At 65.1% G+C, this 22,070-nt stretch carries 20 protein-coding genes and 1 pseudogene; 16 read left to right on the forward strand and 5 right to left on the reverse strand.

The window, feature by feature from the left end:
• The first annotated feature begins 339 nt into the window (after positions 1-339).
• Positions 340-663: a helix-turn-helix transcriptional regulator gene (locus tag LTA6_RS09540; RefSeq protein WP_341977851.1), complete on the forward strand. Its 324-nt coding sequence runs from the start codon at positions 340-342 to the stop codon at positions 661-663.
• Positions 664-1,027: 364 nt separating this feature from the next.
• On the opposite strand, the gene LTA6_RS09545 is transcribed toward LTA6_RS09540, so the two are convergent.
• The 3 genes and pseudogenes from LTA6_RS09545 to LTA6_RS09555 all read right to left on the reverse strand — a co-directional run.
• On the reverse strand, positions 1,028-1,843 hold the full coding sequence (locus LTA6_RS09545) for a sulfite exporter TauE/SafE family protein (protein WP_341977853.1): 816 nt from the start codon (positions 1,841-1,843) through the stop codon (positions 1,028-1,030).
• Positions 1,830-2,453 (reverse strand): flavin reductase family protein, encoded by a 624-nt coding sequence (locus tag LTA6_RS09550; RefSeq protein WP_341978331.1) that lies wholly within the window; start codon positions 2,451-2,453, stop codon positions 1,830-1,832. Before LTA6_RS09550 ends, LTA6_RS09545 begins: the two co-directional genes overlap by 14 nt.
• A 51-nt stretch (positions 2,454-2,504) precedes the next feature.
• Positions 2,505-4,265, reverse strand: a pseudogene (locus LTA6_RS09555) (phosphoenolpyruvate carboxykinase (GTP)); the annotation flags it as partial.
• A 385-nt stretch (positions 4,266-4,650) separates the two neighbouring features.
• On the opposite strand from LTA6_RS09555, the gene LTA6_RS09560 reads away from it, so the two are divergent.
• The 8 genes from LTA6_RS09560 to LTA6_RS09595 all read left to right on the forward strand — a co-directional run bounded on the left by LTA6_RS09560 (position 4,651) and on the right by LTA6_RS09595 (position 12,295).
• Positions 4,651-5,427, forward strand: coding sequence for a cyclase family protein (locus tag LTA6_RS09560; RefSeq protein ID WP_341977855.1), 777 nt, complete (start codon positions 4,651-4,653; stop codon positions 5,425-5,427).
• Positions 5,424-6,185, forward strand: a complete 762-nt coding sequence (locus LTA6_RS09565) for an MBL fold metallo-hydrolase (RefSeq protein WP_341977857.1) — start codon at positions 5,424-5,426, stop codon at positions 6,183-6,185. The genes LTA6_RS09560 and LTA6_RS09565 overlap by 4 nt, the downstream gene beginning before the upstream one ends.
• A gap of 403 nt (positions 6,186-6,588) precedes the next feature.
• Complete coding sequence (locus LTA6_RS09570; protein WP_407357734.1) at positions 6,589-7,812, forward strand: ABC transporter substrate-binding protein; 1,224 nt, start codon at positions 6,589-6,591, stop codon at positions 7,810-7,812.
• 6 nt (positions 7,813-7,818) lie between these two features.
• Positions 7,819-8,559 (forward strand): ATP-binding cassette domain-containing protein, encoded by a 741-nt coding sequence (locus tag LTA6_RS09575; protein WP_341977861.1) that lies wholly within the window; start codon positions 7,819-7,821, stop codon positions 8,557-8,559.
• Positions 8,546-9,268: an ABC transporter ATP-binding protein gene (locus LTA6_RS09580; protein WP_341977863.1), complete on the forward strand. Its 723-nt coding sequence runs from the start codon at positions 8,546-8,548 to the stop codon at positions 9,266-9,268. The genes LTA6_RS09575 and LTA6_RS09580 overlap by 14 nt, the downstream gene beginning before the upstream one ends.
• On the forward strand, positions 9,265-10,149 hold the full coding sequence (locus LTA6_RS09585; protein ID WP_363548799.1) for a branched-chain amino acid ABC transporter permease: 885 nt from the start codon (positions 9,265-9,267) through the stop codon (positions 10,147-10,149). Before LTA6_RS09580 ends, LTA6_RS09585 begins: the two co-directional genes overlap by 4 nt.
• Positions 10,146-11,288 (forward strand): branched-chain amino acid ABC transporter permease, encoded by a 1,143-nt coding sequence (locus LTA6_RS09590; RefSeq protein ID WP_341977868.1) that lies wholly within the window; start codon positions 10,146-10,148, stop codon positions 11,286-11,288. The genes LTA6_RS09585 and LTA6_RS09590 overlap by 4 nt, the downstream gene beginning before the upstream one ends.
• The gene (locus tag LTA6_RS09595; protein WP_341977870.1) at positions 11,285-12,295 is read left to right on the forward strand and encodes a Gfo/Idh/MocA family oxidoreductase; all 1,011 of its coding nucleotides are present in this window, start codon (positions 11,285-11,287) and stop codon (positions 12,293-12,295) included. The genes LTA6_RS09590 and LTA6_RS09595 overlap by 4 nt, the downstream gene beginning before the upstream one ends.
• Positions 12,296-12,352: 57 nt before the next feature.
• Here the strand turns inward: LTA6_RS09595 and LTA6_RS09600 are convergent, their stop codons facing one another.
• On the reverse strand, positions 12,353-14,125 hold the full coding sequence (locus tag LTA6_RS09600; protein ID WP_341977872.1) for a gamma-glutamyltransferase family protein: 1,773 nt from the start codon (positions 14,123-14,125) through the stop codon (positions 12,353-12,355).
• A gap of 449 nt (positions 14,126-14,574) precedes the next feature.
• Here LTA6_RS09600 and LTA6_RS09605 point away from each other — a divergent pair, with 449 nt between their 5' ends.
• The 7 genes from LTA6_RS09605 to LTA6_RS09635 all read left to right on the forward strand — a co-directional run bounded on the left by LTA6_RS09605 (position 14,575) and on the right by LTA6_RS09635 (position 21,271).
• Positions 14,575-15,783: an ABC transporter substrate-binding protein gene (locus tag LTA6_RS09605; RefSeq protein WP_341977874.1), complete on the forward strand. Its 1,209-nt coding sequence runs from the start codon at positions 14,575-14,577 to the stop codon at positions 15,781-15,783.
• On the forward strand, positions 15,776-16,567 hold the full coding sequence (locus tag LTA6_RS09610) for an ABC transporter ATP-binding protein (protein ID WP_407357735.1): 792 nt from the start codon (positions 15,776-15,778) through the stop codon (positions 16,565-16,567). Before LTA6_RS09605 ends, LTA6_RS09610 begins: the two co-directional genes overlap by 8 nt.
• Complete coding sequence (locus LTA6_RS09615; protein ID WP_341977878.1) at positions 16,554-17,282, forward strand: ATP-binding cassette domain-containing protein; 729 nt, start codon at positions 16,554-16,556, stop codon at positions 17,280-17,282. Before LTA6_RS09610 ends, LTA6_RS09615 begins: the two co-directional genes overlap by 14 nt.
• Complete coding sequence (locus LTA6_RS09620; RefSeq protein ID WP_341977880.1) at positions 17,279-18,163, forward strand: branched-chain amino acid ABC transporter permease; 885 nt, start codon at positions 17,279-17,281, stop codon at positions 18,161-18,163. The genes LTA6_RS09615 and LTA6_RS09620 overlap by 4 nt, the downstream gene beginning before the upstream one ends.
• Complete coding sequence (locus LTA6_RS09625) at positions 18,160-19,263, forward strand: branched-chain amino acid ABC transporter permease (RefSeq protein WP_341977882.1); 1,104 nt, start codon at positions 18,160-18,162, stop codon at positions 19,261-19,263. Before LTA6_RS09620 ends, LTA6_RS09625 begins: the two co-directional genes overlap by 4 nt.
• 105 nt (positions 19,264-19,368) lie before the next feature.
• On the forward strand, positions 19,369-20,556 hold the full coding sequence (mftD, locus tag LTA6_RS09630; RefSeq protein WP_363548790.1) for a pre-mycofactocin synthase MftD: 1,188 nt from the start codon (positions 19,369-19,371) through the stop codon (positions 20,554-20,556).
• A 55-nt stretch (positions 20,557-20,611) separates the two neighbouring features.
• A complete protein-coding gene (locus tag LTA6_RS09635) occupies positions 20,612-21,271 on the forward strand; it encodes a GntR family transcriptional regulator (RefSeq protein WP_341977886.1) in 660 nt (219 codons plus the stop codon).
• Positions 21,272-21,285: 14 nt separating this feature from the next.
• Here the strand turns inward: LTA6_RS09635 and LTA6_RS09640 are convergent, their stop codons facing one another.
• Entirely contained in the window at positions 21,286-21,993 is a 708-nt protein-coding gene (locus LTA6_RS09640) for an SDR family NAD(P)-dependent oxidoreductase (protein ID WP_341977888.1), read from the reverse strand.
• Between the last annotated feature and the right edge of the window lie 77 nt (positions 21,994-22,070).

Below are 22,070 nucleotides of genomic sequence, written 5' to 3' on the forward strand. Positions count from 1 at the left end.
GGTACGGCTCGCGCGACGGTTGCCGTGCGGGCATTCTACGCACGAGGTAGGCCGTCATGTAGCGACTTTTGGCCAGATTGTGGATAACTCGGATGCCGTCGGCCTTTGTGGATCCCGCAGCCTTGGGCCTTCTGGCGGTGGGGGATTCGAGCTGTTCTGCCCGGATATCGGGGGCTATCTCGTCAGTGGGCCCACGGAACTGGAGGGGCTTCGAGGCCACCATCTGGATCGTGCGAGCCGTGGACATGCCCACACTGTATAGCAGTGTGGGCGTGAAGTACAGGTCTAAATCGGATGGTTCGCTGGACCGGTAGCCAGGCAGTGCGAGAGAATCGGAACATGCCACGACTAGCTCAGCCGGCGGGATCCGAAGACGCCCAAGACCCGATCGCGCTCCTCGGGAACCTCGTCAAGGCCGCGATTCTACGGTTCCTCCGCAGCAACCCCGACGTCACTGTCGGCCCGATCTGTGATGCTCTCGTGCTCGGGCCGACGACGATCCAGCCGCGACTTAACGAGCTCGAGGCGGCAGGGCTGGTGATCGCCGATCCGCCGAGTCTAGAGGGAGGATCCCGCAAGGGTGTCTGGGTCAAGTATCGGGTGAACAACGAGGCTGTGACTGACCTCTACCTTCGCTTGGGACTAGCGATCGGGGAGTTCTAAGAGTGGGCCAGTTCAGCCCGTTGATTGCGGCGGTCGACCAGATCAGGATCCTCGCGAGATCATTGCGAGAGCGTCGGCTTAGGGATGGGCAGTTTTCGCCCGCTCGTGAGGCACAGTGATCTGGACATGCAGTTCGCCGAGCCCGCCCGCTACCGGGCGGGCTCTTCCAGGAGAGGTCGCACACGAGGCCAGAGCCATCGTCCGCAACGCCGAGCGTGCCTTCGTCGATCAGGGCGAATCCAGGCGGGTGGGGATCTAGTGGGATTGCGATGGTCTGAATCTGCTGATCGGCATTCGCGACGATGGCGATCCGACATCATGACCTGCGCCTTGTGTACAGGGGAAGACCATCGCGCGGTGGCGACTAGCTCGCTTCGCTCGTCTTCCGGCGCGCACGGAGGTGTTTGACGATCAACTGTGTCGTCACTGCGACGATCAGCACGGAGAAGGCGATGTTCGACGCGAGGGGAGTGATGTTCGTTGCGGTCAACAGGCCGAGCGGAGAAGCGATGCACGCGGTGATGCCCACGGTCGCGGCAACGCGCATATCGAAGTTCTTCCGACGCACGTTTCCGATCGTGCCGGATAGGGAGCCGGGGATCATCATCAGCAGCGAGGTGCCCTTGGCGTTGAGGTCGCCCGCTCCGAACAGCAGCATCAATGCCGGCACGACGATGATCCCGCCTCCCACGCCGAGAATCCCGGAGAGGATTCCGGTGAGCACACCGAGAGCAGCGAGTCCGGCGACGGCCCAGCCGTCGATGCTGATGGTGTCGCCGCGGTCGGGGATGACGATCCACAGGCTGATGACGACGCCCGCCATGAACACGATGAAGATCCAGAACAGCACCGACCTGGGAAGCCGCGACAGCAGGTAACTACCGATCTGCGCTCCTCCGATGATCCCCGCTGCCAGGATCGCGCCAGCGACCCAGTCGACGTGACCAGCGATGCCATAGCTGGTGGCGCCGACAATGGCAGTGGGAAGGATTGCAGCGACCGAGCTTCCTGCGGCCCGCCGTTGATCGATGCCCAGGAGCACCAACGCGGGCACGACGATGATGCCGCCGCCGACGCCGAAGAGGCCAGAGAGATACCCGGCCGTCAAGCCCAGGACCATCAGGCCCCAGAGGGGGATCGGGCCCTTGGCTGTTGCTTTCGTCGCGTTACCAGATGCCATCAATTGTTCCCTCCGTGGTGCGAGGCCGCGAGCGTGGTGACGTGATCGCGGAACACGATGTCCACGAGTGCGGATCTGATGGCAAGATCACGCCGGAGGCACTGGGGTAGTCACCCGGCTCTTGCCTCGCGCGGTTGGGGTGAGCGTGCGGTCGTACGGATCCCGATTCTGAGTTCTCAACGATCTCCGTTGCCTCCGCGATGCAAAGCGTTGAGGCACCCGCGCGAACGCGGTTGACGACCCGGGCGCGAATCACGACCGATGCATCCATGAAATAAGGCTCGCCGGTGGATAGTAGAGACCATTTCCCGGTATCGCCGAAACGATCTGCGCCGCTCAGGGTGCCGAGCCTTGCCAGCCAGGAGGAGTCTGTGTCGGGCATGTGCACGACGACGGATTCTGTCTCGAGGATGACGGGTGCGTTCGAGGAGAGATCGGGTACCGAGAACACAAGCAACGGCGGTTCGGCGCTGAGCGAGGACAGGGAGCTGACAGTGAGAGCGATGTGCTGCCCGTTCTCGGTCGCGGTGACTAAGGCAAAGCCTGCGGGGTGATTGCGGAAGGCGCTCTTGAACTGGTCAGGGGAAACGGTCTCAACGGTTTGGAACACGCGGCCCTCATGCTCCTCCGGAGTTCTCGGGTTCCGTCCGGCGGCGATGGTGAGCCTGCTACGCAGCGATGCGAGCTCGGCGCGGAGAGCTGCCGGCAGCTTGTCGCCGAAGGTGTCGAAGAACTCCTCGGTCAGGTCGGCCTCGGCGAGCCAGGCGGCGGAGTCGATCGAGAACAGCTCCTCGAGATCGGCGTCGGCGATGTCGAGTCCGTCCAGATTGAGGTCCTCGACGCGCGGCAGGCGGCCGATGGGGCTGTCCACGGCGGGCACTTCACCGGCGACGCGGCGGATGATCCAGTCGATGACGCGCGAGTTGTCGCCGAATCCGGGCCACAGGAACCGGCCGTCGGAGCCGCGGCGGAACCAGTTGACCTGGAAGATCCGCGGCGCCCGGTCGAAGCGCAGGCTGCGGCCGACCTTGAGCCAGTGCGCGAAGTAGTCGCCCATGTTGTAGCCGCAGAACGGCAGCATCGCGAAGGGATCGCGGCGCAGCTCGCCGAGCGTGCCCTCGGCCGCGGCCGTGCGCTCGGAGGAGATGGTGGATCCGAGGAAGACACCATGCGTCCAGTCGGTCGCCTCGACCACCAGCGGGACGTTGGTCGCACGACGCCCCCCGAACAGGATCACATCGAGCGGAACCGCCTGCTCCCAGTCCTCGGCGATCTGCGGGCACTGGGCGGCCGAGACCGTGAACCGGGAGTTCGGATGCGCCGCCGGACGACCGGAATCGGGCGTCCAGGGGTTGCCCTCCCAGTCGATGAGCTCGGCCGGTGCCTCGTCGGTGAGGCCCTCCCACCAGACGTCGCCGTCGGGGCGGAGTGCGACGTTGGTGAAGATGGTGTTTCCCCACAGCGTCTCGACGGCGGTGACGTTCGTGGACTCGCCGGTGCCCGGCGCGACGCCGAAGAAACCGGCCTCCGGGTTGATCGCCCACATCCGTCCGTCGTCGCCGGGGCGGATCCAGGCGATGTCGTCGCCGAGCGTCTCGACCTTCCAGCCCGGGATCGTCGGGCGCAGCATCGCGAGGTTCGTCTTACCACAGGCAGAGGGGAACGCCGCCGCGACGTGGTACGCCTTGCCCTGCGGGTCGATCACCCGGATGAGCAGCATGTGCTCGGCGAGCCAGCCCTCATCACGCGCGATCACCGACGCGATGCGGAGGGCGAAGCACTTCTTCGCAAGGATCGCGTTGCCGCCGTATCCGGAGCCGAAGGAGTAGACCTCGAGCGAGTCCGGGAAGTGCACGATGTACTTCTCGTCGTTGCACGGCCACTCCACGTCCGCCTCACCTGCAGCGAGCGGGTCGCCGACCGTGTGCACCGTCTTCACCCAGGGCGCGCCCTCGGCGATCCGGCGGGTGACGGCGTCGCCGACCCTGGTCATGATGCCGATGGATGCCACAGCGTAGGCGCTGTCGGTGATCTGGACGCCGATGTGCGAGAGCGGGCCGCCGACCGGGCCCATCGAGAACGGGACGACGTACATCGTGCGACCGCGCATCGAGCCCTCGAAGAGGCCGGTCATCTTCTGGCGCATCTCGGCCGGATCCGCCCAGTTGTTCGTGGGTCCGGCATCCTCTTCACGCTCGGAGGCGATGAAGGTGCGCCCCTCGGTGCGGGCGACGTCGCCGGGGTGCGAGCGGGCGAGGTAGGAACCGGGGCGCCACTCGGGGTTGAGCTTGATGATCTTGCCCTCGTCGACGAGCCCGCGCAGCAGCCAGTCGTTCTCGGCCCGTGAGCCGTCGACCCAGTGCACGTTCGCGGGCTGAGTGAGGGTGCGGATCTCCTCGACCCAGGCGGCCAGCTCGGCCATCGCGGGCGTGTCATAGCGCGGCGCAGAGGGCGAGACGTTCAAACCTGAACTCTTCACGACGGTTCCTTCCCAAGAATCCTCGAGACCAGTTCCCACCCCACAGTGCCCCTTGATCAAAAGTGAGGGAGGGTGAGGCCACGAATCGTACGCTATCACTGAACGTCGGGCCGCGGTCAAGCATCACTTGAGTCATGACTGCGACGGCTGATTGTCACTCATCGCGCAGTTGCAAAGGATTGCATAGATGTTAAGCAAGGATTGACACTGTGAGCATGGTCCTGCGATGATTGGCCCGCTAGGCGCGTCGAACCCATTGCGGTCCCGGCCGCAATGGGCTTTGTCGGCGAGCAGGCAGCTCGCCGGCCCGACATACGAAGGCGAGATGATGGCGCAACTGGGTAACCTGCTGAATTCCCTCTCAAACGGTGACGTGACGATCATCGATCTGACGAACAAGCTGACCGAGAACACGCCCAGCCTGACGCTTCCCAAGCCGTTCCCGAGCCCGCTTCCGTTCTCGCTGGACGAGATCGCGGCCTACGACGAGCGTGGGCCGATGTGGGCGGCGAACGACATTCACATCGGCGAGCACACTGGCACTCACCTGGACGTGCCCATCCACTGGCTGACCGGACGCGAGGGCACAGACGTCTCGGAGACTCCCCTGACACGACTGGTCGGACCAGCGGTCGTCATCGACTTCACGGCCGAGGCTGCGGCCGACCCGGACTTCCTGGTGACCGTCGACCACCTGAAGGCGTGGGTAGCGGAACATGGAGAGTTCCCCGACAACGCCTGGCTTCTGTTCAGGACGGGCTGGTCAGTCCACAGCCAGAATCCGGAGAGGTTCGTCAATGCCGACAGCACGGGCTCGCATACCCCAGGATTCACCGCGGAGTGCGCACGCTGGCTGGCGGAGGAGACTCGCATCTCAGGCGTAGGGGTGGAGACCATGGGCCTGGATGCGGGACTCGGTCACGGTCTGGACCCCGAGATGCCGATGCACTACTACCTCCTCGGCAACGACAAGTACGGCGTCACCTCACTGCAGAACCTGGATCTGCTTCCGACGACGGGCGCAGTGATCGTGGTCGCCCCGCTCCCGATCGTGGGGGGCACGGGCAGTCCGGCTCGCGTCATCGCATTGGTGGAGCAGGCATGACTATCAGCATCGAACTGACGAAGTTCGGCCACGCGTGTGTGCGACTCGAGAAGAACGGTCGGCGGATCGTCATCGATCCCGGTGAGTACAGCGACCCGGCGCCGGCGCTCGAAGGCGCCGAGCACATCCTGATCACCCATCAGCATCCTGACCATCTGGAAGAGGGTGCGGTGCTGCGGCATCTCGCAGCGAACCCCGACGCCACGGTCCGCGCTCCCGAGGTCCCAGCGGCCCGTCTTCTCGCTCAGGCGGCGGGGGCCGGTGTGAAGGACAGCCAGATCATCGCCACTGGAGCGGGAGAGCAGTTCGACAGCGCAGGCTTCTCGCTCCGCACCGTCGGAGGTCAGCACGCGGTGATCCATGCCTTCATCCCGGTGGTGGCGAACACCGGGTACATCGTCGACGGCTTGGTGTATCACCCCGGCGACAGCTTCATCGTTCCGGCTGGGCCCGCCCCTGACACGCTGCTCGTGCCTTTGAGTGCACCCTGGAACAAGATGGCCGAGATGGTCGACTTCATCACTGCTGTGCGCCCGAGGCAGGCCGTCCCAGTGCACGACGCTCTGCTCAACGAGACCGTCGGGCGGCCGCTGTACATCAAGAGAGCGCGGATGTTCGCGGATCGTCACGGTGTGGAATTCACCGATCTCGGGGTGGGGGAGACGATTGTGATCGAGGGGCCGGCGCCGACTGACGTGGATGCCGGCGCGGACGCCGTCTTCTCGGACAAGTTGGATCTCCGGCACTTCAACGGCTGACAACGCCAGTAGTACGACAGCGACGCGTTCAGCGTCACAGCACGCACCCCGCCAGACCGCTGTGGCGGGGTGTTTTGCTGTCAAATCGGCCTTGGAGCGGATCTCCATCCGGAGAATCCACCCTTTGGAGTGTTAAGTATTGATTACGGCTTAACCGGTGACTTCAGTCGTGCTGTACGGTCGCGATCAGAGGACGCGAGCAATGAAGCTCAGATCCTGAGTCTGGTCGATGCCCACAAGGTGTCGAACGGGCTGACAAGTATCGAGCGATTGGCTCGAAGCCAGTCTCCTTCCGCAGCGTCCGAGAATCTCTCTGCTGCACACCCCGGTCCGTTCATTCACACATTCCGTGGGCGGGCGCCGGGGAGGGGCCCGAGCACCATCACAGAAACAGGTAGCGGTCATGACGCATCACAAATTCTCACAGGCAGCCAAGAACGTCGTATTGATCTCCTTGCTCGGCGGAAGCGTTGTCCTCGCGGGCTGCGCCGGACCTTCCGCTGACAGCAAGCCGGACTCTGCCGCCGGCGAGCTCTGCGCTGACGGCAAGATCACGATCGGCTCAGCGAAGGCGCTGAGTGGCTCCTTCTCGTTCTACGACACCGCAGGCTCCCACGCGGAAGAACTGGCTGTCGAACTCGTCAACGAGCAGGGCGGGATCAACGGTTGCAAGGTCGAGTTGGTCACGCAGGACATGAAGTCCGACCCTGCGGTCGGCCGGCAGGTGGCCCGTGAGCTGATCGCCGGCGGTGCGGAGGTCTTCCTGCCTCCGAACAACGAGGGCCTCGGCACCCCTGCTGCTCAGGCGGCCCAGAGCGAAGGGATCTTCAGCATGGCCGGTGCATCGGGCGACGACTATGCACCCGGCGTGGGATCCCTGTTCGCCACCGGCGGCAGCATGGCGAGCTTGAACGGCAGGGCGGCCGCTGCGTTCGCGAAGGAGCAGGGATATGACTCGGTCTACTACATCACCAACGATACGTTCGCGTACTTCGGCACTGTCGAGGACTACTTCCGCGAGGACGTCGGGAAGGACCTGAAGGAGCTCGGCAGCCAGGCGATCGAGTTCGGCCAGACCGACTTCGCCGCGGTGATCAGTGACATCAAGCGCACCGTGGATGGTGGTGAAAAGCCGATGATCCTCCTGGCGACGAACTACCCGGATGCACCGACCATGATCAAGCAGCTGCGCAAGGCCGGACTGGATACTCCTGTGGTAGGCAACGCGACATGGGCGACTAAGAACATGGTCGATGCCCTCGGTGGCTCGACGAACAACGTGTTCTACACGGCCGGTGCCTACACCGAGGGCGACGATGCCGATGAGGCGACCGTCGCGTACGTCAACCGCTACAAGGAGGCGTACGACACCTTCCCGGAGAACCACCAGGCGGTGGAGTCCTACTGGACGATGTGGGCGTTGTTCGACGCGATCGAGAAGGCCGATTCGACGACCGGAACGGAGATCGAGAAGGCGCTGTTCGCTCAGAAGGATGTCGAGCTTCCGATGCGCACCGTCTTCGAGTGGAAGGACGGGCACGTCCTCGGCAGCAACGTGGTGGTGGGGTTCACCGCCGACGGCGCCTTCGAGCAGGTCAGCTCGTACAACCTAAGCGGCGGGGAGTGAGGACCGTTGGAGGCGCACACGCAGCCGATCGTCTCCGTCCGCGGGGTCGGGATGTCGTTCGGCCAGTTGATGGCTCTGGCCGATGTGACACTCGACCTCGAGCAGGGCGTCTGCACCGGACTGATCGGGCCTAACGGCTCGGGGAAGAGCACTCTCGTCAACTGCCTGTCGGGACTGCTGAAGCCGACGACGGGATCGATCGCCTTCGGGGGCAAGGAACTCCATCATTCATCGATGCGCGCACGCGCGAAGGCGGGTCTCGCTCGGAACTTCCAGAACCTCAGGCTGTTCGATTCCCTGACTGTTCGCGAGAACATCGCCGTGTCCGCCGGCCTGGCCAGCGGCGAGCGGCGTGCTTCCGAAGAGATCGTCACGCAGACTGCGCGTCTGTTCGGTCTCGAAGACGATCTCGATGCTCGCGTCGGTGACCTTTCCTGGGGTCACCGGCGCAGGGTGGAACTCGCGCGGGTGATCAACGGCGTTCCTCGATACCTGCTCCTGGATGAGCCGGGAGCAGGACTGGACCTGTCCGAGCGTCAGAAGCTCCCCGGCATCATCGGAGACCTCACGGCTCGCGGGGTGGGATCACTTCTCGTGGATCACGACATGTCGCTGATCTCGAGAGTGTGCACGCGGGTACTCGTGCTCCGCCAGGGGCAGCTGATATTCGACGGAACTCCGGCCAGCGCGTTCAAGGACCCGCAGGTTCTCGAGTGCTATTTGGGAGAGAGACATGACGCTGCTTGAGGTATCGGATCTCTTCGCGGGCTATGGCGCCGGTGACATGGTCCTCCATGGAGTGGACCTCAGCCTCGCCGCCGGACAGGTCACCGCTCTGACCGGAGTGAACGGTGCGGGCAAGACGACCCTCGCCTCGGCTCTTGCGGGGAGGGTGATCCCGACTGCGGGCCAGATCCTCTTCGACGGTGTGGAGGTGACCAAGACGTCGGTGCAGGACAGGGTCCGTAAGGGCATCGTGCTGTGCCCGCAGGGGCGGGAGGTGTTCCCCGCTCTTTCGGTGGCGGAGAACATCCGTCTGGGCGCGATCAACCGTCCGGCATCGACCCGGAAGGGCGCCGTGGAGCAGATCTTCGATCTCATCCCACTGCTCACGCCCTTCCGCAACAGCCGCGCCGGCTCACTGTCGGGCGGACAGCAGCAGCTGGTCGCGATCGGTCGTGCGCTGGCCGCGCAGCCCGAGGTTCTCATCGTGGATGAGCCCTCCATGGGATTGGCGCCGACGACCGTCGACTCGGTCTACGAGATCCTGGGCGCGCTGACGTCGACCGGCGTGGCGCTTCTCGTGATCGAGGAGTCGCCGCTGCGGCTGGTCGACCTCGCCGATCACGTCGTCGTGATGCGCGGTGGAGAGATCGTGATCTCCGGAGGCGCATCACTTCTGCAGGACGAACGGGTACTCACCGAGGCCCTTCTGGGTGAGGGGACGGCACAATGACTCAGCTTCTTCAAGCGCTCTTCGACGGCCTCTCGCAGGGCGGCGTCTACGCCGTGCTGGCGGTGGGTGTCGCACTGGTGAGCGCGGTGATGTCGTTCCCGAACTTCGCCCACGGCTGGCTCGTAATGTGGGCGGCGTCTCTGACCGTGTTCTTGAGCGCCTTCGTTCCGCTTCTCGTGGCGGTCTCCATCGCGACGCTCGTCGCCGTGGTGATCACGGCTGTCGGCGGTCAGCTCACTTTCATGACGGGACATCGGGCACCCAGCGAAGTGATCATGCTCAAATCGCTGGCGCTCGGGCTGGTGTTGCAGTCCGCAGCGGTCCTCATCTTCGGCGACGCACCGCGGCTGTATGCGACCCCGGAGTGGTTCGGAGAGGTCGTGGTCGTCGGAGACCTGCGCATCGGAGTGTCCAGCCTGGTCAGCCTAGCGGTCGCGGTCGTGGCGCTCACCGCGCTGCTGGTGCTGCTTCGGGGCACGGACCTCGGTTTGATGATGCGGGCCACTGCCCAGAACCTGTCGACATCGGCGCTGGTCGGAATCCGCACCCGCCGAGTCGTCCTGACAGCACTCATCATCGCGGGTGTCCTGGCGGGCATTGCCTCCTTCCTCTGGTATGCGAAGGCCGGCAGCGTCACGCCTCGCTCGGGCCTCGAAGTCACCATGGTCGCGTTCGTCGCGCTCGTCCTGGGCGGTCTGCGCAACGTGGGTGGCGCGGTCGTGGGGGGACTTCTGCTCGGAATGGTCGATGCATTCATGGCCACCTACCTGCCCGGTGAAGTCCAGGGCTACACGCGGGCGTTCACATACATCCTGCTCATCGTGGTGCTGGTGCTGAGACCCGATGGAGTGCTGCAACGAAAGGTGGTGCTGACGAAATGACACGCATCTTCACGATGTCCCAGGACCGAGTGCAGACGACGGGAGGATATCTCAGCGCTGTCTCAGGGCCGACGACACTCGCTGTCGTCGCCGTCGCGGTGGCATTGGCAGTTGACAGCATCACCGGCGGGACGCTCGAAGCGATCCTGGTATCCGGGCTCGTCTTCCTCTGCCTGACGGTCTCGCTTCAGGCCCTCATGGGCAACACGGGACTGATCTTCTTCGGCCAGTTCGCGTTCGTCGCGGTCGGCGCATACGTCTCGGGGGTGCTCACCGTTCCGGTCGCTTCTCGCGGCGCGCTCCTGCCCGATCTCCCGCCGTGGTTGGAAGAGCTCGAGGTGAGTTTCGGTGTCAGCATCCTGGCCGGCGCTCTCGCTGGCGCTGTGGTCGCGGCCATCGCGAGCCCTGTGCTGGTCAGGGTGTCCGGTCTGGCTGCCGCAGTGGTGAGCCTCGGCCTTCTGTTCATCGTCGGCGACATCATCCGCGAGTCGCCCTCGATCACGAGGGGCGCGATGATGTTCCCCGGTGTGCCCTTCGACACCAACCTCGGTGTCGCCGGACTCACGGTCGTGGTCATGACGCTGGCCGCTTCGGCGTTCAAGTTCTCCCGGTGGGGGCTGCAGGCGCGAGCCGGTCGTGATGACGCGGTCGCCGCAGAGTCGTCCGGTCTTTCCCAGACGCGGGTGAGGATGCCCGCGCTGGTGCTCGGTGGACTCCTGTCCGGCGCCGCCGGCGCTGTCTGGGCTCACTATCTGACGTCGTTCTCTCCGGCGACCTTCGGCATCGACCCCGCGATCGTGGTCGTCATCATGGCGGTGATCGGGGGACTCAACAGCGTCAGCGGAGCCATCGCCGGCGCATCGATCGTCGTCATCTGGCAAGAGCTGGCGAGGCAAGTAGAGGGTGGTCTGCTGCTGTTCGGGACACAGCTTCCTCGTCTGCCGGAGTTCGGCACATTGACGCTCGGCATCGGCCTCATCATCGTGCTCGCCGTTCGGCCGCACGGACTACTGGGCTCGCGGGAGCTCCAGTTCCTGCGTCCGTCGCTGAGCCGCTCGTCGGCGTCCTCCGGCTCTCAGCCCGGAGTGCAGGGCGCGACGGATGACTTGCAGAACCAGAGAGGAAAGGATCAGAAGTGAACAGAATCCGAATCGGAGCGATCGGCCTCGGCATGGTGGGCTCCGCGCAGGTGAAGACGATCGCACGCTCGGTCGGCGCAGGAGAGCTGGTGGCCGTCGCCGACGTAGACCAGGACCGAGCGCAGACCATCGCCGAGTCGCTGCCGGGTGATGTGAGAGTGTTCGCCACGGCGGAGGAACTGATCGCCTCCGACGCGGTCGATGCGGTGACGATCGCGTCCAACGCCGAATCTCATCTCTCGCTCGTCCTCGCCTGCATCGAACACCGCAAGCCGGTGTTCTGCGAGAAGCCTCTCGCCCTCACCGCAGCGGACTGCGAACTGATCGTCGACGCGGAGGTCCGCGCCGGACGGCGTTTCGTCCAGGTGGGGTTCATGCGCCGCTACGACGCGGCATTCGTCGATCTCAAGAACGCGGTCGACACCGGGGATCTCGGCGAGGTCGTGTCGTTGCAGTTCGTCCACCGGGCCGCAGACGTCCCGTCGAGCGTCGGTTCGTCCGCTCACACGACGGAGGCGGTCGTGCACGAGGCAGACAGCACTCGGTGGCTCCTGGACGACGACATCGTAGAGGTGCGGGTCACCGGCAACGGTGGGCGGTTCGGGCTCGACGAGTGGCTGGATCCGCAGTTCTTCTACTTCCGCACCGCACGCGGCGTCATGATCTACTCCGAGGTCTTCCTGCACGCGACCTACGGCTACGAGATCGGATGCGATGTCGTCGGTCGCTCGGGAGTGGCTCGTCTCACGAACTCGCCGCCCGTCGCGGTGAGCCTGGACTTCCGCACGGCGGGTGTGCGGGAGAAGGACTTCACCGTCCGGTTCGGTGACGCCTACCGGCGTGAGCTCGAGGTCTGGGCTGCAGACGCGGTCCAGGGCATCGTGAGCGGACCCAACGCCTGGGACGGCTACTGCGCGGCTGCGGTGACCGATGCTTGCCTGGAATCCCTACGCAGCGGTACCCCGGTCCAGGTTCAGACACGTACGCGCCCTCCGCTCTACGGATGATCCGCAGCGCGGTCGGTCCTGTTCATCAAGTGCCGGAAGGCGGTCCAGATGGTGAGATCAGCGGCCGGCCGCGTAGCCCTGCATGCCGCGAGCGTTCGCCGCGGCTACCAGCATCCCGTCCTCCCGGAATCCTGCCGCGCTGATCCTGCCGAGCGTCCACGGGGCCCCCACGACGAGCTCGTGTCCGCGCGCGCGAAGGTCCGTCAGGACGTCGGCTCCCAGCGAAGCTTCGGCCACGAGCCCGAGGGGAGTGAAGCTTCGCGGGAAGAACGAAGACGGCATGTGCGTCGAGTGCCAGGTGGCGGCGTCGATGGCTTCTTGCAGGTTCATCTTGTGGACCAGCAGGTTCAGCAGGAAGGGAACAGTCCACTGGTCCTGCTGGTCTCCTCCCGGAGTGCCGAACGCGAGAAAAGGAGCACCATCGCGAAGGAGCATGCCGGGGCTCAGCGTCGTCCGAGGACGCTTCCCCGGAGCGATCGAGTTGGGCAGGCCGGATTCCAACCAGAACATCTGCGCTCTGGTCGGAAGCGAGAACCCCAGACCGGGGACCACCGGAGAGCTCTGCAGCCACCCACCGCTGGGAGTGGCGGCGACGACGTTTCCCCAGCGGTCGACGACGTCGAGATGACACGTGTCTCCGCGAACCGTTCCCATGCTTCGCACCGTCGGTTCGCCTGTTCCGGCGCCGCCCTGGGCGCGCTCGCGGAAGATCTCGGGCGACAGGCGTGGGTGTCGACCGCCCGGAGAGCCGGGCCGCAACTCGCTGGAGGCGTGCGAGGTGACGAGCGCCGCACGTTCGCGGGCGTACGAGTCCGAGAGAAGATCATTCAGGGGAACATCGACGAAGTCAGGATCGCCGTAGAACGCCTCCCGGTCCGCGAAGGCGAGCTTCGCCGTCTCCGCGACGGTGTGCACCATCTGCGCCGAGCCGGGATCACCGATGTCTTGGTGCGCCAGCATGGCGAGCTGCTGCAGCAGAACAGGCCCCTGCCCCCACGGGCCGGTCTTCGCGACGGTGACACCGGCGAACTCGACTGTCGTCGGAGCCTCCCACGTGGGTTCCCAGCGCGCGAGGTCGTCGGCGGTGAGCAGACCGGCGTGGTCTTTACCTGTCACATCTCTGACCGGCTGTCGCATGAAGGCGTCGATCCGCTCGGCGACGAACCCGCGGTAGAAGACGTCGCGCGCACGGGCGATCACCGCCTCCCGAGTTCCCCCGCCTCGCGTCGCCTCAGCGACGATGCGTTCGAGGGTGTCCGCGAGCTGCGGATTGCGGAATCTGGCACCGGCGGCGACATGCCGATCAGAACCCAGATAGACCTCGGCAGACGACGTCCAGTGATCGGAGAACAAGTCGGACACCGACTCGATCGCCGCGACCGCGTCGGGAATCAGGGGGTAGCCATCCCGCGCGTATCCGATGGCGAATCGCGTGATGCGCTCGAGCGGAAGCGTGCCGTGACGTTCGAGCATGCTCATCCACGCCCCGAACGAGCCCGGCACGACGGCGGCGAGGTGTCCGGTTCCGGGGATGACGTCGAGCCCCAGATCCGTGAACGCCGCGCTCGTCGCTGCCGCGGGGGCGGGCCCCTGTCCGCACAGAACCCAGGGCGTGCCGGACTTCGCATCGAAGCCGATGATCGGCGTGTCCCCGCCCAGCCCGTTCAAGTGCGGTTCGACCACGTGCATCAACAGTCCGGCGGCGGCGGCGGCGTCGAACGCGTTTCCCCCCTCTTCGAGCACCGCCATGCCTGCTGCCGATACGAGCCAGTGAGTCGAGGCAACCATGCCGAACGTGCCGACCAGTTCAGGACGAGTGGTGAAGCGCATCGTGGTGATCCCTTTCTGACTCCGCGTCGTGTGGAGTTCCTTGCCCGGCCGTCGTGAACGGTAGGCGGTCGAACTTTTTTGATCGTATACGTAACGCTTCAGAATGCGCGAGAGGCGTTTGGTGTGCATTGCGCGAGAAGTCGGTAGTCCGGGCGGCTCTGGCGCCCCGCACTGATCTTCGTTGTTGCGCGGATGGCGAGTATTCTTTTGCTGCTGACCAGGCAAAAATGCGTGCAACTGTCATGCGGCAATCTGCGAGGGACGCGGTCGATCGAATCGCGACCATAACGTGACAATTGCCCTCTTGTCCTCGGGGGCATGTTGCGGCTACCTTGGCGACACCGAGAAGTCGTATACGAACATGATTGTCGGCTTGCTCTCGGACAGGCGTCCCGGCCTGGCGTTTCCTGCTCAACTGCAATGCCCGACAGAAAGTGAGTAAGCGAACCATGAGATTTTCGACACGAACGATTGCGGCCGTCAGCGTCGCGGCGGTCTCCGCTCTAGCGCTGGCCGGGTGCGTCGCCAGCGCCGCCGCTCCGGGTGGCTCCGGTGACGGCGGCAACTCGAAGACCATCCTTCTCGGCGCGGCGGTGGCCGAGACCGGCTTCATGTCCGTCGTCGACCTGCCGGCGATCAACGCCCTGAAGATCGCCATCGATCAGCTCAACGAAGACGGCGGTATCGACGGAACACCCGTCGAGCTCCGCATCATCGACACCGGCTCGGACCTCGACAAGTACGCACCGGCCAGCCAGCAGCTCGTCGACGCGGGTGCCAAGGCGATCATCCTCACCTGCGACTTCGACCTCTCCAGCCCGGGAGCCCTCGTCGCCGAGCAGGCGAACGTCCTCAGCATCTCTCCCTGCATCGGCGACGCACTGTTCGGCCCGGCGAGCGGCCTCAACCTCGCCTTCTCGATGGGCAACTCGACGATCGGCGAGGGCGTCGTTTTCGCTGAGTTCGCCGAGAGCAAGGGATGGAAGAATGCCGTCTTCCTCACCGATACGACGCTGAAGTACACGCAGAGCCAGTGTGAGATCGCACGCAAGCGATTCACGGAACTCGGTGGCACCGATGTGGGCAGCTTCGACTACGTGCAGGGCAGCAGCATCCCCGAGATCGTGTCGAAGATCTCGGGAGGCACGACTCCCGATGTGGTATTCAACTGCGGCTACAACCCCGGCGGAGCCCAGGTCGCCAAAGACCTGCGTGACGGCGGCATCGATGCTCCCATCGTCTCCGGCTTCGGCATGGACGGGACGTTCTGGCTCGACGCGATTCCCGGGCTGAGCGACTACTACGTGACCACGTACGTCTCGACGACGGGCGACGACCCCGACCCCAAGGTCAACGAGTTCGCCAACTTGTACGAGAAGACGTACAACGAGCGGCCGGTCACCGGCAGCTTCGTCGCCGGTCCGTCGGTTCTCGAAGCGCTCGTCAAGGGTCATGAGATCGCAGGAAGCTGGGACGGCGACAAGCTGGCCGAAGCCTTCCAGACCTTCAAGGATGAGAAGTTCCTGGTCGGAGACACGACTTTCACCTCCGATCTGCACATCGGTGTCGACCGGCCGCAGAGCGTGTTGGTGGTCAAGGACGGGACGCTCGAGTTCCTCGAGCGCCGTGCCCCCGAGAAGATCGACGTCAATGGTTGACATCCGCCCTGTTCCGGGAGTCGGGCACGAAGGCGCCCGGCTCCTGGGCCGCGGAATCACACGATCCTATAAAGGCGTGAAAGCGCTGAACGATGTCAACATCGAGATCCCTCGCGGCCGGGTCACCGGACTGATCGGTGCGAACGGCGCCGGAAAGTCGACGCTTGTCAACATCCTTAGCGGATATGACCGGCCGGACGACGGCGTCATCTCGATCGACAGCGAAGAGATCGCCCGCGAGTCGGCGCAGCGGAGGACTCGCCGAGGCATTGCGCGGACGTTCCAGCACGGACACCTCTTCCCCCGGCTCACCGTCATCGAGAATGTTGAGGTGACGGCGCTGGCGTGCGGACTGTCGCGCGCGAAAGCACGTTCCCTCGCCACCGACGTACTGACAGAGTTCCAGCTCGAGGAGTGGGCGCTGCACGAGGCGGATCACCTGCCTCACGGTGTCGAACGGCGTCTCGGGGTGGCGCGGGCTCTCGCGACTCGGCCTCGCTGGGTCTTGTTCGACGAGCCGGCTGCCGGCTTGAACGAAGGCGAGGCGCAGCACTTCCGCGAGACGATGCGCGCGCTCGCGGCACGTGGTATCGGCGTTCTTCTGATCGATCACAACATGCCCTTGGTCTTCGGCAGCTGCGACCACATCTTCGTGCTGGGCGCGGGTCGCAACGTCGTCGACGGCACGCCGGATGAGATCCGTCACGACGAGCGCTTGGCGACGTCGTACCTGGGCAACGCCGCCCGCCAGATCGCCGAAGGAGGAGCCGATGTCACAGCCTGACGCGGAACGAGTACTCACGGTATCGGGCCTGCGCGTCGCCTACGGGGGCGTTCCCGCCGTATCCGACGTGAGCCTGCATGTGAACGCCGGGGAACTGGTGGGAGTCATCGGGCCGAACGGAGCCGGCAAGTCGTCGACTCTGCTCGGAATCGTGAACGCGGTGCGATCCGAGTCCGAGGAGACCAGCCTGCGGGGCGTCGACTTGCGGCGCATGGCCCCCGAGCGCGCCGCACGGTCCGGGCTGGCGCTGGTGACCGAGGGGCATCACATCTTCGGACGGCTGAGCGTCCGCGACAACCTGCGACTGGGAACCACCGCGCGCCGTGATCGCAAGGGGCTCAAGGACGACCTGGAGTGGGTACACGATCTCTTCCCGATCCTCGCGGAGTTCGCAGACCGCCCCGCCGGGCTCCTCTCCGGAGGACAACAGCAGCAGCTCGCGATCGGGCGGGCGCTGCTGGCTGCTCCGACTCTGCTCGCCCTCGACGAGCCCTCTCTGGGGCTTTCGCCGACCGCGGTCGACACCGTCTTCGCCGCCATCGAAAGCGTCTGCGCTCGCGGCACGGCCGTTCTTCTCGTTGAACAGCGCGCCCAGCAGACCGTGGCCACGGCGACCAGAACCTACGTGTTGAGCGAAGGACACATCACCATGACACTCTCCCCGACCGATGCGGATGACTCCGCGCTGCTCATGAAGGCGTACCTCGGATCGTGATCCCCGTCATCCAATCTCTCATCGATGCCACGTCTGCGGGAGCCGTGTACGCACTCGCCGCGCTCGGCATCGGGCTGGTCTTCGGCGTGCTGCGGCTCGCCAACTTCGCCAACGGCGAGATCATCACCGGCGCCGGCTACGCGCTCGTGCTCCTCTGGCCGCTCTCCTGGCCGCTTGCGCTCGCAGCATCCGTCCTGGTCGCCATCGGGCTCTCCCTCCTGATGGATCTCGCCGTGTTCCGCTGGATGAGATCGCAATCCCCGGCGGCTCTCCTGATCGCGAGCTTCGGCGTGAGCATCCTGCTGCAGCGCGCCTTCGAGGGAATCTTCGGCGTCAACGTCAGAAGCGGCGCGGTCGCGCCCGCGCTGACGAAATCGGTCAATGTCGGAGGACTGCGTCTGAGCCTGCTCGCGATCGTCGCGATCGTCCTGGCCGCGCTGCTCCTGCTCGCCGTGCATCTCTTCCTGACGCGATCACGGATGGGTCTGCAGGTGCAGGCCGCCGCAGCCGACTTCCGGGAAGCGCGCATTCTCGGCATCCGTTCGGGTGCGGTGATCGCGGTCACTCTGGGGATGAGCGGACTCCTGGCCGCTGCCGTCGCCTTCGTGCTGACGGCACAGTCCGGGTCGGTCAACCCCAGCTTCGGTGTGCAGGTGACGGTGTTCGGCCTGATCGGTGCCGTCATCGGAGGCCTCAACCGGATCGGCGGTGCACTCGTCGGTGGCTTCGCCGTCGGCTTCTCGCTGTCGTTGTTCACGACGTGGCTGCCCGCAGGTCTCGGAGACTTCCGGGTCGCCTTCGTCTACCTACTCGTCATCATCGTTCTGGTGATCGTCCCCAATGGGATCTTCGCCGGACGCACGGCCAAGGAGCGCGCATGATGTCCTCTGATACCCGTCGCTCTCCCCGTTTGGGCTGGAGTGTTCCGCAGCCCGTGCTCTCGTTGTGGACCCTCGCGGTGCCGTTGGTCGTCGTGTGGCTCTTCAGCTCGGCAGCGAGTCGTCTCTCCCCGGCCGCATCGATCGATCTGGGCTACGCGTTGGCGACTCTCATCATCGTCGTGGCGATGTGGACTTTCATCGGCAACAGCGGGGTGCTGTCGTTCGGGCACATCGCCTTCGTAGCGGTCGGAGCGTGGACTATGTCACTGCTGACGATCAGCCCCACGGTGAAGTCCTCCATCATGCCGAACCTCGCGCCGTTCCTAGCCGACACGACGCTGGATCCCTATGTCGCGTTGCTCGTCGCCGCGGCGGTCGGCGGGCTCACCGCCATCATCAGCGGTTTCGCGCTCATGCGTCTGCACGGGCTGGAAGCGGGCATCGCGACGTTCGCGCTGCTCATGCTCGTCGTGCAGATCCTCACCTACTGGGACGCCATCGGGCCAAGGTCCGGGCAATCCATGACCGGCGTTCCGCGGAGCTTCGACCTGCAGAGCACCCTTCTGATCGCCCTCATCGTCATCGTCATCGCTTGGGGATACGGGCAGAGCGTCAGCGCGCGGATGCTCCGTGCATCGCGAGAAAGTGTTCAGGCCGCGCCCGCCTCCGGCATCAGCATCACATGGCACCGCATCATCGCCTTCGCCGTGTCCGGAGCACTCGCGGGAGTGGGAGGAGCGATGTGGGCCCAGGCGAACCGCGTGGTGCAGGCATCGCAGTTCGGACTGGACTTCACCTTCACGACGATCGCGATGCTGGTCATCGGCGGGATGCTCTCGCTCTGGGGTGCTGTCGTCGGAACCCTCCTCATCTCGGCGATGAACCACGTCATGGGACTCCTGGAGAACGGCGTGCAGATCGGCGGCTTCATCGTCTCGCTGCCCTCCGGAAGCCGCCTCGTGGCGGTGGCGGCGTTCATGGTGTTCATCATCATCTTCCGTCCCTCCGGTATCACCGGTGGTAGAGAGGTGAGATGGCCATTCCTCTCGCGCGATCCTTTCTCACAGCGCCGGGTGCAGCGGCTGGCTCAGCGAAGTTGACGTGACGAACATCGTGTCGTGTGGACCAGATCCCATCCGGCCCGCACGAGGTCAACCGGAATCGTTGCGAGCATCCGCCGCAGCATCGACAGTCAGGAGCAACGGATGAGCCTTTCCCCTCACAAGCCCATCGAAACGGTCGCCGAGGCGCGAGCGCGCGCCAAGAAGCTGCTTCCGAAGGACGTCTTCACGGCGCTCGAAGCGGGGAGCGACAGCGGGGCGACGATGCGGAACAACCTGACCGCTTTCGAGCAGGTGGGCATGATCCCCCGAGTGGGCGTAGACCTACCCGCGAGCCTTGACCTGAAGACCACCTTCATGGGCCAGAGCATCGACCTTCCGGTGGTCATCGCGCCCGCAGCAGCCCAGGCCATGCATCCGGATGGCGAGGTCGGTGTCGCTCGCGCGGCGCGGCGCGCGGGGACGGCGCTGGGGCTGAGCAACTTCGCATCGATGCCGGTGGAGGACGTGGTGCGCGCCAACCCCGACACGTTCGCGCACGTGTACCTTTCCGGTGACCGCGACATCATCGCCGGCCGTGTCGAGCGGTTCCGCCAGGCCGGCGTCAAGGGGCTCATCTTCACGATGGACCTGTCGGGCGGCCGTGTCGCGAACCAGCCTCGCGACTGGGGATCGCCGGTCTACCCCGACGGCCTGGGCCTCAGCACCTTGATCAAGTACGCCCCCATGGCGCTGACCCATCCGCGATGGACCATGAGATATCTCCGCCGAGGAAGTGTGCCGGGGCTCTACGCGCCGAACATGAGCAAGAAGGACGGAGTCGTTCCGACCCTGGTCGGTGGGTTGTACGAGTGGGTGGACACGCACGTCCCCACCTGGGACGACATGGCATGGCTGAGCGATCTCTGGGGCGGTCAGTTCATGATCAAGGGTCTGGTGACGCCTGATGACGCCCGGCGTGCCCTCGACGTCGGTGCGACCGCGATTGGGGTGTCCAACCACGGCGGAAACAACCTCGACACCACCCCGTCGCCGCTGAGATTCCTTCCTGCGGTCGTCAAAGCCGTCGGCGACCAGGCTGAGGTCACCTTCGACAGTGGAGTCCGCCGGGGGACCGACGTCGTCAAGGCGCTTGCGCTGGGAGCACAGTCAGTGATGATCGGACGACCCTGGTTCTATGGCCTTGCCGTCGACGGGGAGCGAGGTGTTTTCGAGGTGATGGAAACGTTCCGTATCACCATCGAGCGCGCCCTCATCGGCCTCGGGAAGTCCTCGATCCACGAGCTCAGCCCGGATGACCTCGTGATCCCCGAGGGATTCCTCATCGGCTGAGCCCCCGGGTCGCGGGATACATTGGTCTTTAGCTCGCATTCCGAGGGAGAACATTTTGGCGCAGCCGAGCCTAAGGGGACGAGACCTCGTCGATGCCATTCGGGATCTCGTGATCACCGGAGAGCTCACTCCGGGATCGCGGGTGACAGAGCCGTCATTGGCGAACAGGTTCGGTGTGTCCCGCGTGCCCGTGCGGGAGGCGCTGAGAGCGCTCGCCGCAGAAGGATTCGTCGATCTGCGCCTCTACGGTTCGCCGACGGTGCGGGAGCTCAGCGCGGAGGTGGTGAATGAGGTTCGATCTGCGAGGAACATCTTGGAGCCGCCCACAGCTCGCGAGGCTGCGCTTCACCATACGCAGGCGCAGCTCGAGTCGATCGAATCGATACTCGCGGAGGGTGACGCAGCGCTGGCGGCGGGCGAGGTCGCACGGTTGCATCGGCTGAACTCTCGCTTTCACGACGCCATCGCGTCGGCGTGCGGAAACAGCATTCTGGAGGCATTCGTTCATACGCTCTCCAGCAGATCCGAGTGGATCAACGTCGCGGCCATCACTCCGGAGAACAGGCATCTCTGGGGAGATCACCACGAGATCAGCGCGGCGATCGCCGCCGGCGATGGAAACCTGGCGGAAGCGCTTATGGCCGCTCACGTGCAGAGAGCAACCTCGGGTCCGCTGGCCGTGGCCGATGTCGGCCACAGCCAGCTACAAAGCTGACAGAAGATGCTGGATCAGCTGATCCGCCACCCGCGGTCGACGTTCAGGCTGTGCGCCGACACTCCCTTGTTGAACAGCAGGAACTTGGTGGCTTCGACGATGTCGGCCATGGTCGCGAGCTCACCACCGGGAGTGCGATTCCGATAGCTGTCGATGATGGCCTCGGGCTTCGAGGCCCAGAAGGGGCTGTCGCCGATGATGCCGGGGTGAAGGGCATTGACACGGATCGGTGCGAGCTCGAGCGCGAGCGTGTTCGTCAAGCCGTCCACGCCGCCGTTGATGGTCGAGACTGTCGTCGATCCGGGATACGGCGCGTCCTTCCCGCGACCTCCGAAGAGTACGATTCCGGTCGAGACGCTGGGCTCGAGACGATCGAGCAGCGTGTGGATCGTCTCGGTGTAGCCGACGAGCTTCAGAATGACGAGCCGTGTCGCCCGAGCGACGTCGAAGTCTCGCACGGTGTTCGCGTCGCGCTCGATCGCGCTGAGCACCACGCCGTCGAGCCGGCCGACGGCTTTGAGCTGATCGGCGATGCCTTCGGGGTCGGACACATCCAAGGCGTACCCCTGTGCGCCGCCGCCGAGCTCGTCGGCGGTTCGTTCGGCGGTATCCCGCGAGCGGCTCGTGACGACGACGTCGTCACCCGAGACGATCAGGTCCTTCGCCAACTCGAGGCCGATGCCGCTCGAGCCGCCCACGATCAGGATTGTCTTCTTCGTCATCACAGTCTTCCCAGAGCGTTCGGATTGGTCTTCAGAGCGGGGGGCACTGTCTGTGCAGTGATGCTCTTCACGTTTAC

The organism is Microbacterium sp. LTA6, assembly GCF_045690355.1.
In the GTDB taxonomy this organism is placed as follows: domain Bacteria; phylum Actinomycetota; class Actinomycetes; order Actinomycetales; family Microbacteriaceae; genus Microbacterium.

What these genes read in the sequence shown, in the direction of transcription:
- LTA6_RS09640 (WP_341977888.1), bottom strand. Translation starts at nt 21,993, where the DNA reads ATGACGAAGAAGACAATCCTGATCGTGGGCGGCTCGAGCGGCATCGGC.
- LTA6_RS09545 (WP_341977853.1), bottom strand. Translation starts at nt 1,843, where the DNA reads ATGGCATCTGGTAACGCGACGAAAGCAACAGCCAAGGGCCCGATCCCC.
- LTA6_RS09560 (WP_341977855.1), top strand. Translation starts at nt 4,651, where the DNA reads ATGGCGCAACTGGGTAACCTGCTGAATTCCCTCTCAAACGGTGACGTG.
- LTA6_RS09600 (WP_341977872.1), bottom strand. Translation starts at nt 14,125, where the DNA reads ATGCGCTTCACCACTCGTCCTGAACTGGTCGGCACGTTCGGCATGGTT.
- LTA6_RS09540 (WP_341977851.1), top strand. Translation starts at nt 340, where the DNA reads ATGCCACGACTAGCTCAGCCGGCGGGATCCGAAGACGCCCAAGACCCG.
- LTA6_RS09625 (WP_341977882.1), top strand. Translation starts at nt 18,160, where the DNA reads ATGATGTCCTCTGATACCCGTCGCTCTCCCCGTTTGGGCTGGAGTGTT.
- mftD (WP_363548790.1), top strand. Translation starts at nt 19,369, where the DNA reads ATGAGCCTTTCCCCTCACAAGCCCATCGAAACGGTCGCCGAGGCGCGA.
- LTA6_RS09565 (WP_341977857.1), top strand. Translation starts at nt 5,424, where the DNA reads ATGACTATCAGCATCGAACTGACGAAGTTCGGCCACGCGTGTGTGCGA.
- LTA6_RS09615 (WP_341977878.1), top strand. Translation starts at nt 16,554, where the DNA reads ATGTCACAGCCTGACGCGGAACGAGTACTCACGGTATCGGGCCTGCGC.
- LTA6_RS09610 (WP_407357735.1), top strand. Translation starts at nt 15,776, where the DNA reads ATGGTTGACATCCGCCCTGTTCCGGGAGTCGGGCACGAAGGCGCCCGG.
- LTA6_RS09580 (WP_341977863.1), top strand. Translation starts at nt 8,546, where the DNA reads ATGACGCTGCTTGAGGTATCGGATCTCTTCGCGGGCTATGGCGCCGGT.
- LTA6_RS09605 (WP_341977874.1), top strand. Translation starts at nt 14,575, where the DNA reads ATGAGATTTTCGACACGAACGATTGCGGCCGTCAGCGTCGCGGCGGTC.
- LTA6_RS09570 (WP_407357734.1), top strand. Translation starts at nt 6,589, where the DNA reads ATGACGCATCACAAATTCTCACAGGCAGCCAAGAACGTCGTATTGATC.
- LTA6_RS09590 (WP_341977868.1), top strand. Translation starts at nt 10,146, where the DNA reads ATGACACGCATCTTCACGATGTCCCAGGACCGAGTGCAGACGACGGGA.
- LTA6_RS09585 (WP_363548799.1), top strand. Translation starts at nt 9,265, where the DNA reads ATGACTCAGCTTCTTCAAGCGCTCTTCGACGGCCTCTCGCAGGGCGGC.